Source organism: Aquicoccus sp. SU-CL01552, assembly GCF_040365005.1.
In the GTDB taxonomy this organism is placed as follows: Bacteria; Pseudomonadota; Alphaproteobacteria; order Rhodobacterales; family Rhodobacteraceae; genus Antarcticimicrobium.
Genome location: NZ_BAABWV010000035.1, coordinates 1 through 10796, shown reverse-complemented (window position 1 = coordinate 10796; position 10796 = coordinate 1). Strand labels below are relative to the sequence as shown.

Genomic DNA, 10796 nt, shown 5'->3' with positions numbered 1-10796 from the left:
CTGTTCAAACACATCAATGACACGCCATCATAATAATGACCGCGCCGTGCCCGCCAGCATTCAAGCTGGCTGGGCCAGTATACCGGACAAGATAGCAAATCTGGCGCGTTCGCGGCCGCAGTGCTATTCGTCTCGAAAAGCAAGCATCGCGAGGCCCAACCATGATCAAGGACTACACTCAGACAATCGCTGCAAGCGGGCTCACGATCTATGACCCAATTGAAGTTGGTGACCCCGACCTGTGGGTTCCTACGCCCGAGCTTGAGGCCCTGCTTGATGATCAGCTTCGCGGCATCAGCCTCGCTGGGCTCGCCCTGCGAAAGCGCTCAAAGGTCGTGAAGGAGCACGTCTGCCGCGCGCTGGGCTACCCCGTACCCCCGAGCTTCAAAAAGACACAGCCGCGCTTTGTAGGCCAGATGTTCGACGCCTACGCTCAAAAGGCGAACAACCTCCAAGTGTGGAATGAGGAACTTTCTCCTTCGCGCCGCTACGTGATCTTGCGCGTTGACGAGGCAGACCGAATCGCGAGAGTGAAAGTCGTCAACGGCGAGGAACTGGCTCAGCTCGACAAAACCGGGACGCTGACCCAGAAGTATCAAGCGCGGCTTGTCCCCGGGGCAGCGTCGCACGAGTTGATTGCGGCGGATGACACCGACATGCTCTTGGCGCACGTCCGCGCCGGGGCCAACCTCGCGGAGAACGTCAGCCCTGTGGATCCTCCGGCGCACGGTCTGTTGATGCCCATTGCCGAGTTGTTCGAGCGGTTGAGCGGTGCTGTTGGCCGGTCCTTCCCCGACGCGGGTTGGGATCAAGAGCGGAACCGTGGCGCTGTGCTTCACCGGATCGTCTGTGAGCTGCTGGGATATGCCGACTACCGCGACGATGGGCGCTTCCCGGACGTGCGAAATCAGCTCCTTGAGGTCAAGCTACAGACCTCCCCGACTATCGACCTCGGGCTGGTGCGCCCTGCCAGTGAGGAGCCTCTGGACGTTCCGCAGATCGCCGGGGCGCAGATCCGCCACTGCGATGTTCGGTATGCACTTTTCTACGCGGAGACAGATGGAGCAGAGGTCACGCTGACCCACTTCTACCTGACCACGGGCGAGAGATTCTTCACCCGCTTCCCACAGTTTCAGGGCAAGGTCCTGAACAAAAAGCTGCAGATCCCCCTGCCGTCAGACTTCTTCGACAGGTAGGCCAAACGCAGCCCACACCATCTCATCAACATGGCGCTCAGCTTCGGGCTGTGGGCCTTCTTCAGCCGCAACATACAGATCCCGACACGCCGCTACGATCTGCTGCGCTGCGCTGCTATCCGGGTCTGGGAGCGGAAACTGCTCGACATATTGCGTGATGAAACGCCTCCGCCCCCCGTAGAGCTTGTTGTTGTAGCGGCGGTCATAGAAGCGCTCGATGAAGGTGGAGTTAGCAACGCCCAAGGCGAGCCACAAGAGGTCCTCGTTTCCCGTCAGCCAGTAGCAGTCCCCGTTCACCACCGTCCCCTCAAGATCCATCCAGAAGGTCGGCTGCTCAGATATGTCCCGGAACACAAGCTTGGGTGCGGGCCAGTCTGCCGGGTTCTGCGGTACCCAAATCTCGTACCACTTCCGACCGGCGTCTAAGACGTAGCTCCGGGCCTCAAGGGTCGCGCGGTGCTCCTCAAGGTAGGCGTTGCTGGCCGGGAACTGGGCCAAGTCCACGGCCCGCTTCTTGCCGTCAACTGTGTGGTGGGGATACAGGACCTGCCTGTTGGGCGGCTCGGGCCGAAAGCGCCGTGCGGTGTGGTGCGTGGTCAGGGGCCGGAGCAGCTCAAGCTCGCGATCCCACTTCTTGGGCAGGAACACCTTGTCGGCGCACGTCTTGATGCCGACCCTGATCTTGCCGATGTCGCGGAAGGTGCCCCAGGTATTTTCCTCAACGGTCGCAAGCCAGCTCTCACCCCCTTCGGAGGCCAGACGCCAAACACCCGCCGCCTCGCCCCCATTGTCGAGTGTTCCATGTTGCACGAGAAACGCCCTGCCATCAGGAAGCTCCGCAACCCCCTCCAGCCCAAGGGCAGCCAGCGGGTCAGTGGCCGTGTGCGTCGGCTTGGCCTTGGACTGGTAGATTGAAACGAATGAGGGCTTGGCGGGCTCTGCCGCCTTGCCACGCGCTATGATGACTGCTGGCAGGACTGCTGCGTCAAACAGCTTGGTGTCGCCCAAATCGAAGACCTCTCGCAGACGGAGACCATCCACCATTCCGGCCCGTGCCGAAGCGCCGCCCTTTGTCGTCATGAAGCGGTTAGACACAATAAAACCCGCCGCGCCATCCGGCGCGAGGACGGTTGCCATGCCGAGAAGGAAAGCGTGGTAGAGATCGACACGCCCAGTCAAGCCAAACTGCCGGGCGAGCTGCCGGGCACGGTCGGCCCCCATGATCTGCGTCCGCACATAGGGTGGGTTGGCGATTATCAGATCATAGGGCTCTGACGAGCCAAACAGGCCCCCTGAATGGTCATCAAGCACATGATCAAGAAAGCTGCCGAGGCGAAGGTTCAGAACAGCGCCCGGATGAGCCGCCGCAAGGCGCTGCCTTGCTTCGGCCAGCGCCTCGGGGTCCACCTCATAGCCGAAGACCTCAACCGGCCCCTCGAGCTGTGACAGGAGCGCAAGAAGCAGGTCACCATGCCCAATAGCAGGATCAAGAACCCGCACAGGTCGGCCAGATAGACCGTCTGTGGCAGCGACGATGCGGCCCGCGACGAAATCGGCAAGCGTCCGGGGGGTGTACGTGACCCCATCAGCCTTGGCCTCGCCAACGTCACCATACCGCTTCGTGAACTTCACAGCGTCTGTCATCCGCTCGTCTCCGTTGTTCTATTTTTCCCCATCCTTATCCACTCCGGCGATTAGCGTCCATCTCGTCTATCGAAAACGGCCGCACTCCGGCGATGCACATTCGTCTCACCCAAACCGACAGCACCACAGAGCGCCCATTCAAAGAATCTTACGAATTCAAGTGCTAACGGGCTGCCCCCGAATGCCTACTTTTTTAGGGCGGGGACAAGACAGGGCGGCACACCCAGCGGTAACGTCTGAACAAGAATCTCCGCTAAACTCATGGGTCACCTCGACTAAGCGCGCCGGTCGGTTCTCGGCGCCACCGTGCGCGCCGGCCTATGCCGTCCAACTATGCCGTCCTACTCCGCTCAGGCCGCCGAAAACACACACTTTGCCGTCGCGAAGCCAACAAAACAAGGCCCAACGAGTTTACGCATTAGGTGAAAAACGGTCTCGAAAACCGTTGATCCTTCACGGGATCCCAGGGTTCGAATCCCTGTCTCTCCGCCACTTACACAAGTAAGTGATTGATACTCAGGCTGTTTTTATACAGACGAGATCGGCTGCATGCCATCTTGGATGCCATTGGAAAAATGCAGGTTCTCCCTCTGCCTGAGCGCTCAGGCCGGAAAACAAGGTGTCCACTTCAGGCCTTCCATGCCCAGTTTTCTGTCGGCACTCAGGATGCAGCGACTTGCCAGCATCCTGTCCGGCTGACGCCGGACCGTGCCTTGTCGGTGTGCGGCCCCTTACCCTACGCTTGACGCGGAAGACGACGGGTCCTTGCTCGTAGGTCTCCGCCTCGGCAAAGTCCCACTGCGCCCCCCTGACCGAGGAGATACCCCGCCTTGCCCGTTGCAATATTCGACATTGACGGCACGCTAACTGACAGCGTGCGACAACACCAAACAGCGTTCGAGCAGGCCCTGCGCGCGTTCGATTTCCCGGCGCTTTGCACCGACTGGGCCAGCTACCGGCACCACTCCGACAGCGCGATCTTTGAGGAAGCATGGGAGGATGCGGGCTGGGGCAGCCTTCCCGACCATCCCGCGCTAGAGCAGAGTTATGCCATCGCCTACGACGAGGCAGTCAGGCACCTGCCTGTTGACGAGATCGCGGGCGCATCCGCCTTCATTGCCCATTTGAAGGCGTCAGGCTGGGGCGTTGCGTTCGCGACCGGAAGCCTTCGGCATGGTGCGCTGCACAAACTGTCCGTCCTCGGAATTGACGGAAATGGGGAGGCACTGGTTACCGCGTCCGAGGCCCGCACCAGAGAGCAAATCGTTTCCGAAGCCGTCACCTTGGTTCGCTCGGACGGTGAAACGCCCCGAGTCGTCTCCTTCGGGGATGGGCTCTGGGACCTGAAAACAGCACAGAACCTTGGATTCGAATTCTTTGGCATCGGCTCAGGGTCGAAAGCCGAGGCTCTGAAAGCACGGGGTGCTACCGTGCATTCAAACTTCCGAGGATTGGGGCGCAGCTTTGCCTAGGTGTTCAATCCCCGAGGGCCGATTGATCGTGGCCGGGGTCTGTTGCTCATTCCGCCGCTGACGCGGTCACCTGGCCATCGCTTGTCGCAGGGGGAAGTGGCCGATCCACGTCATTCAGGTGCCGCAACAGCACGGCGATCTCTCCCCGCAGCCAACGGTGAGCGGGATCGTCGGTCTGCCATCGGTTCCAGGCCACCCACAGAAGCGCCGGTTCCATGGGAAATGGCGCGGGATGCGTTGTCAGGCCGAACCTTTGCGCGACAGCCTGGGCAAGCGTGCCCGGCAATACCGCGAGCAGTTCACTGCCAGCCACGGTCTCATAGAGATCACGGAAACTGCCAACCGCCAAAGCCACCCGCCGGGACCGACCGAGGGTGGACAACACCTGGTCCTCATGACTGGCATGTTGTCCCTCGGATGAGAACACCACATGGTTCATGTCGCAATACAGGTCGATCGGGATGTTGTCCCCGTCACCGATACCGGAGCGCGTCAGCCTAGGATGCCCCGAGGCCGCGACCACCTGCCAATCCGACCAGAACATCGGTTCCGCGACGATCTTTGGCGGGATGTCCCGCGTGCAGGGCAGCGCGATATCAACGTCCATCCGCCCCATCTCGTGCAGGTTGCCGGGATGGATCAGGTCAACGAAACTCAGCCTCATGCCCGGCGCCAGCCTGCCCAGCCGCTGCATCAGCGCCGGCAACAGCATGACCGAGAAATAGTCCGACCCCGAGATCCGGAACGACGCGTCGCAGTCGGCGGGATCGAACGGACCAGCCCCCGCCAAGGTCTGCTCCAACCCGCTTAGATGCGCCCGGATCGGTTCGCGAAGGGCCCTGGCGAAGTCCGTGGGACGCAACGCGGCCCCTTCGCGTACGAAGAGCGGATCGTCCAGCGCCGTTCTGAGCCGCCCCAGCGCTGCCGAGACCGCCGGCTGCGAAAGCCCGACACGGGCCGCCGCCCTGGTCGTCGATCCTTCGATCAACAGCGCATCGAGCACTTTCAACAGGTTGAGATCAAAACTCGCAAGGTTCATCGCCAGCCCTCCTGCCCCGATTGTGGCGACCCTTCCCCCGTTTGTCACGTTTCGGTTTCCGTCCGATGGCGTCACCAATCCGGCGCAGGGCGGCACACCGCGCCGGATCTTGTGGCTACTCGGCCGGTTGGTTTCGCACGCCTGGATCCAGAGCGGGCCGTTCGGACAGGGTTCCGACGCCGTGGCGGAGTACGACGAACGCAAACAGCGCCATGGACAGCACCGCCAGGCTCGAGCCCGCTTGTGCCAGGGTCTCGCCGCGTTGGGTGATCGCCAGCGCGATCCCCGGCGTGAGGACGAGAACCGTCGCCACGCTCAGTCCGAAATGGAGGACCGCCAGCCTGCTGCGCGCCGCCGTTGGCGTCAGGGCGTAATAGAACCCGAAAATCGACATGGCGACAAATCCGATCAGGTTCAGGTGCCCGTGCGCCGGAGACAGTGTGTGGTCGTGGCTGGCCGACATCTGGATGCCCCAGAGCATTCCGGTCAGGGCAAAAACCGCCGCAGTCGCAAGGAAACAGCTCGGAATGTGTTTCATTGTCCCGCCTCCGCGTCCTCGGCGCCCAAGGGTGGGCCGGTGAAGGTCATGTGGTACCGCGCCGCGCATTGGTCGATGGCAGGCATGTCCTGGGGAATCCGGAACTGTCCGGCGGACATCTCGGCAAAGAAGCCTTCGAATCCGCCGGGTGTCAGGATCACCAGATGCCGCGACGGGGTTTCCCCGACGATCCGAAATGTATGTTCCAAGCCGCGCGGGATGAACACGGTCTGCCCCGGCCCCCGGAAAAAGCGGTCCCCGGCCAGCCAGAACTCCGCGTCCCCGCTCAGCATGACAAAGGCTTCATCTGCGTCATGATGGATGTGGCGCGGCGGGCCGGACCCCGGTGGAGAGACCGAGTCGGTGACCGACATGGCGCCGCCGGTCTCATCCGTGGTCAAGGTCGTGCGATAATGGGTGCCGAGCCATTGGACAGCACCGGGACCGAGTGTTGAATCTTTCATCGTTTCCTCCAGAGCAGCGGTTGGAAACGAAGGCGCCTTCGATACCCCCATCGTATCGACCCCATGGTCATATGAATAATCGATTATTTGTATTATTCATATCCACATGGCGAATTTATCCAGCTTCGACCTCGGATGCGGGGGGCAGGACCGCCAGGCGCGGTGGGGCTGACGCCGCGAAAATTCACCGGGTAAATAAGGGTCATACAAACAATCTATTTTTCTCATGGCCTTGGGATTGCTACCTTCCCCGTATTGAAAGCGCTTTGATTTCCACCAGAATGATTTGAGGAACAAACGCAAAATCAGATATTTATTGCCCTGCCCTGAAGCATGTCTGCAGGAATTTCCAAACGACCCGATTGTCGGCGTCTTCAGCGTTAGGTCCGACACCCCACCCCCGACGATGCAAATGACACATTGGTCATCACCGCATCAGAGGTTCCTAGACCTGCTTCACGCGAAGATCAAAAAACAAGACGCAATATGTTGATTTAAAAGGGATTTTTTCAACCAACGAAGGGAGTTCATATGCCGATTAAGAACGTGAAACGCGCGGGGATCACGACTGCCACGCTCGCGGTCGTGGCGGGACTGGCCGGGACCGTGCCCGTGCAGGCCGGGACCCTTGGGTTGAGCGTCGACCAGCTGATCGAGAAGATCAGCGCGGCGTCAGAGGCTGCGGGTGCCCCCCTGAGCTTTCAGGAACTGGCCTGCATGGAGAACCCCAAGCCCGGCGACGCGACGCAAATGATTGTCAGCTGCACCCATTCGCTTGGCGATGGTCGCCTGCTGATCACCAATGCCGAGCCGAGCGGCCCGCTGCTGGATATCTCCACACAACCCTGGGAGGGCGGCAGCGGTGGATCGGGCGCGGCGATGATTTCCTGGATCGCCTCGGCGATCAACGACGCTGCATCGCCGAGCTATCGGGAGGCCGCAGATGACCTGGCCAATACGGCCACCGCCAGTGGCAACGGCAGCGCCACGATGGGGAACGTCGCATTCTACGTTATTGATTTCGATGGAAAACTGACGATCACGGCACAGGCCCAATAACGGCGATTCCAACACAGCATTGAGAAGGAGAAGACAATGGATCTCTTTACAAGTTTCGACGGACGCATCTCGCGCCGGGGGTTTTGGTTCGGCCTTCTGGGGGTCGTTGCGGTCTCAATCGTTGTCGGGTTTGGGTTGATATCGGCCTTGCCCGGGGGGGTGATCCTGTCGCTTGCCCAGATCATCGTATCCGCCGGGATCGTCTATATCTGGTCGGCAGTCCTGGTAAAGCGGCTGCACGATCGCGGCAAACCCGCCCTGCCCTGGGTCATCATCTTCCTGGCGCCGGGTGTTCTCACGCAGCTCATGAGCATTCTCAAGATCGGCTATTCCGCCGTCGAACTGGCCGGCACAGAGGTCATGATTCCGGGCCTGGGGGCGACCATCGTGATGTGGGTCTCGATGGCGATCGCGCTTTGGATGATCATCGAGCTGGGATTCCTCAAGGGGGTTTCGGGCCCCAATACCTATGGTCCGGATCCCCTGGGCGGGCCCGCCGAAGCGCAGACGGCCTGAGGCGCGCCAGAAAAGACCGGCAGAAACGAAAGGACCACCGCGATGATCCGGACTGCACTGATCCAGCTGAACATGACGCAATTGTTCCTGTTTCGCACGACCCCCGACGGCAAGCGGCAGGTGTCCTGGCGGGTCTGGGTGCTGATCTTTCTGCTGCCGGTCCTGTTCCTCGGGACTGCCGTGGCCCTCGCGTTCGAGAGCTATTCCTTCGTCGCCAATGCCAAGCGAACGACCGGAGAGGTGGTCCGCGTCTATTCCTGGGAGGGGTGGAACCCCTGGGATGGCGAGACCACCGATTACTCCCCGGTTTTCCGCTACCGGTTTTCCGACGGCGAAATGACCGAGGCCAGCACCGGCCAATCCTCGCCCAACTGGAACTTCGAGATCGGCTCGCAGCACGACATCCTGTTCCTCCCGGACAGGAAACGCGACGTCAGGCAGGTCCGGTTCGAACAGCTTTGGGCCTTGCCCGCGACCATCGGGCTGATCGGGCTGGTACTCCTCTGCCCCGCGCTCATTGCCGCGTTCTTCGTCTTTCGATGGCTGAAGGGCGGCGCGCCGCAGGCGGTCGCCAATGGGTGACGCGAGCAGATCAGATCGGAAGACGCCTAGGCAAGTCGGCCGCGCGGCCTCGGTCGAACGCCGCGTGTTTCTTGTGCTGCCGTTTGTCGGGGCGATCCTCTACGGGGGGTGGAGCCTTCACCGCGCCGACAGCTATTTCGGCGAACTGGAGAGCTTCGGGGTGGAAACCCAGGCGACCATCATCTCGAAGCAAATCGTCCGCAGCAACACCAAGCCTGCGCGTACCACCTACGACATGACGGTCGGGTTTACCGTCGGCGACAAGATGCGGCGCGGCCACGTTCGGGTGACCAGGCGCTTTTTCCACGACCACGCCCCTCCGGATCGGGTTCCAATCCGCTATCTTCCGGACGATCCCCAGGTTCGCTGGGTTGATCCGGCCATGCAAGGACACTCCATGCGTGGCACCCTCACCATCGTCGGCATCCTGCTGTTCATCGGTGTCGCAAACCTTTTCATCGAGGGCAACAGACGAGGCGGCATTCGGCGCCGGACAGGGGAACAGGGCCAATGACGATCTATGGCGTGGCGGTCACCGACATTGCGTGGACCACCTGGTGGATGCTGGGGTCGGCGGCGCTGGCGCTCATCGGCTTTGTCGGCTGGCAGATCGACAAATTCTTCGTCGGCGCCAAACTCATTGCCGAGCGCGATGACACCGCCCCCAGGTTCAACTGGCTGCGCGAGAAGGTGCTGCCCGGCTATCTCGCCAACCAGCCCTTCAAGCGCGCGGTCGCGGGACGCCAGTTGAAAAGCAGGCTCGGCGCGCTTCTGTTCAATCTCATGCTCCTGGGGTTGGCGACCCATATCGGATTCTGGGTCTATGCGGCGAATTTCATGGCCCCATAAGGGCTATGGAGCACAAGTCCCGGCCGGGATGTGTGCTGCGCTGAGCCACACCCACAGGCCCGATTTCCCGGTCGCGATCCGGGTTTGACAGCGCTAAGGTCGCCCCGGACGGACCGCGTCGGTCCGAACGCCGCCGAAGGAGACCCCATGCGCCAGGACCTGCCCCGCCTGAGCAATTCCGACATCGCCGAGCTGACCGACTGGCGGCGCGAGCTTCACCGGTTCCCGGAGGTGTCGGGGCAGGAACGGGAAACCGCGACCCGGGTCGAGACGGTCTTGCACGCCACCGGGCCCGACCGGATCGTCACCGGCCTTGGTGGGCACGGGGTGGCGGCCCTCTATGACGGTGCCCTGCCGGGCCCGCGCGTGCTGTTGCGCTGCGAACTTGATGCGCTGCCGATCGAGGAGCGCTCCGACGTGCCGCATCGCTCCACCGTTGCCGGAACCGGCCATCTCTGCGGCCACGACGGCCACATGACGATGATCGCGGCGATGGCGCGCCTGCTGGGCCGGTCGCGCCCGGCGCGCGGATCCGTGGTGCTGTTGTTCCAACCGGCGGAAGAGGATGGCTCCGGCGCCGCAAAGGTGGTCGAGGATCCCGCCTTTGCCGGACTGCAACCGGATTTTTCCTTTGCGATCCACAACATGCCCGGCATGCCACTGGGCGAGGTGGCGCTGGCAGAGGGGCCGTCCGCCTGCGCCTCACGCGGGATGCGGATCACGCTGACGGGCAAAACCGCGCATGCCTCGCAACCCGAAACCGGGATTTCGCCGATGACCGCGCTGGCCCAGCTGATGCCCGCCCTCACCGCGCTGGGCCAGGGCGATGATCCGCTCGGCGACCCGGATTTCGCGCTGGCCACCGTGACCCATGCGCGCTTGGGCGAGCCCGCCTTCGGCATTGCGCCGGGCGAAGCGGATCTCTTCGTCACCCTGCGCAGCCTGACAGATGCGCGGATGGAGCGTCTCGTCAAGGATGCCGAAACACTGGTGCATCAGGAGGCCCGGACGGCCGGCCTCGAATCCCAGATCACCTATGAGGATGTCTTCACCACCACCGCCAGCGATCCCGAGGCCGTGGCAATCGCCGCCCGTGCGCTCGACCGGCTGGGCCTGCCCCACGGCCGCGGCCCCCTGCCGATGCGCCCGTCAGAGGATTTCGGTCGTTTCGGAGAGAAATCCGCCTTGGCGTTCCTGCTTCTCGGATCCGGCGAAGATCATCCCGCGCTGCACAACCCCGATTACGATTTCCCCGACGCGCTGATCCCGCCCGGGGCCGCGATCTTCGCGGCAATCATCGGCGAGGTCCTGGGCTTTTCATCGCTTTGAGACCAGTTCGCCGCGCGAGACCAGCCAGGGTTTCGGGGGCGCACGACGGGGCTCGAACGTAAAAAGCCGCCCATCAGGGCGGCGTTTTCGGGATCAGGTTGGGCATTT

General features: G+C 62.2%; 12 protein-coding genes. 8 read left to right on the top strand and 4 right to left on the bottom strand.

Annotated features, from left to right (window positions below; all coding sequences use genetic code 11):
* Window positions 1-161: 161 nt before the first annotated feature.
* Window positions 162-1196 carry a hypothetical protein gene (locus tag ABWV23_RS22130; protein WP_353351851.1) on the top strand — a complete coding sequence of 345 codons (1035 nt, stop codon included), beginning with the start codon at window positions 162-164 and terminating at the stop codon, window positions 1194-1196.
* Here ABWV23_RS22130 and ABWV23_RS22125 read toward each other — a convergent pair.
* The gene (locus ABWV23_RS22125; protein ID WP_353351848.1) at window positions 1176-2840 is read right to left on the bottom strand and encodes an Eco57I restriction-modification methylase domain-containing protein; all 1665 of its coding nucleotides are present in this window, start codon (window positions 2838-2840) and stop codon (window positions 1176-1178) included. The genes ABWV23_RS22130 and ABWV23_RS22125 overlap by 21 nt on opposite strands.
* Before the next feature lie 830 nt (window positions 2841-3670).
* On the opposite strand from ABWV23_RS22125, the gene ABWV23_RS22120 reads away from it, so the two are divergent.
* On the top strand, window positions 3671-4312 hold the full coding sequence (locus ABWV23_RS22120) for an HAD family hydrolase (protein WP_353351846.1): 642 nt from the start codon (window positions 3671-3673) through the stop codon (window positions 4310-4312).
* Between the two features lie 46 nt (window positions 4313-4358).
* On the opposite strand, the gene ABWV23_RS22115 is transcribed toward ABWV23_RS22120, so the two are convergent.
* The 3 genes from ABWV23_RS22115 to ABWV23_RS22105 form a co-directional block, all read right to left on the bottom strand.
* Window positions 4359-5351 (bottom strand): LysR family transcriptional regulator, encoded by a 993-nt coding sequence (locus ABWV23_RS22115; protein WP_353351844.1) that lies wholly within the window; start codon window positions 5349-5351, stop codon window positions 4359-4361.
* Window positions 5352-5466: 115 nt separating this feature from the next.
* Entirely contained in the window at window positions 5467-5889 is a 423-nt protein-coding gene (locus ABWV23_RS22110; protein ID WP_353351842.1) for a hypothetical protein, read from the bottom strand.
* Window positions 5886-6353: a cupin domain-containing protein gene (locus tag ABWV23_RS22105; protein ID WP_353351840.1), complete on the bottom strand. Its 468-nt coding sequence runs from the start codon at window positions 6351-6353 to the stop codon at window positions 5886-5888. Before ABWV23_RS22105 ends, ABWV23_RS22110 begins: the two co-directional genes overlap by 4 nt.
* Before the next feature lie 531 nt (window positions 6354-6884).
* Here ABWV23_RS22105 and ABWV23_RS22100 point away from each other — a divergent pair.
* From ABWV23_RS22100 to ABWV23_RS22075, 6 genes are all read left to right on the top strand, one after another.
* A complete protein-coding gene (locus ABWV23_RS22100) occupies window positions 6885-7412 on the top strand; it encodes a hypothetical protein (protein WP_353351838.1) in 528 nt (175 codons plus the stop codon).
* Between the two features lie 36 nt (window positions 7413-7448).
* Entirely contained in the window at window positions 7449-7928 is a 480-nt protein-coding gene (locus tag ABWV23_RS22095; protein ID WP_353351836.1) for a DUF805 domain-containing protein, read from the top strand.
* Window positions 7929-7970: 42 nt separating this feature from the next.
* The gene (locus ABWV23_RS22090; protein ID WP_353351834.1) at window positions 7971-8510 is read left to right on the top strand and encodes a DUF3592 domain-containing protein; all 540 of its coding nucleotides are present in this window, start codon (window positions 7971-7973) and stop codon (window positions 8508-8510) included.
* Window positions 8503-9024 (top strand): DUF3592 domain-containing protein, encoded by a 522-nt coding sequence (locus ABWV23_RS22085; protein WP_353351832.1) that lies wholly within the window; start codon window positions 8503-8505, stop codon window positions 9022-9024. The genes ABWV23_RS22090 and ABWV23_RS22085 overlap by 8 nt, the downstream gene beginning before the upstream one ends.
* Window positions 9021-9359 (top strand): hypothetical protein, encoded by a 339-nt coding sequence (locus tag ABWV23_RS22080; protein ID WP_353351830.1) that lies wholly within the window; start codon window positions 9021-9023, stop codon window positions 9357-9359. The genes ABWV23_RS22085 and ABWV23_RS22080 overlap by 4 nt, the downstream gene beginning before the upstream one ends.
* A gap of 147 nt (window positions 9360-9506) precedes the next feature.
* Complete coding sequence (locus tag ABWV23_RS22075) at window positions 9507-10688, top strand: amidohydrolase (protein WP_353351828.1); 1182 nt, start codon at window positions 9507-9509, stop codon at window positions 10686-10688.
* Window positions 10689-10796 lie beyond the last annotated feature (108 nt).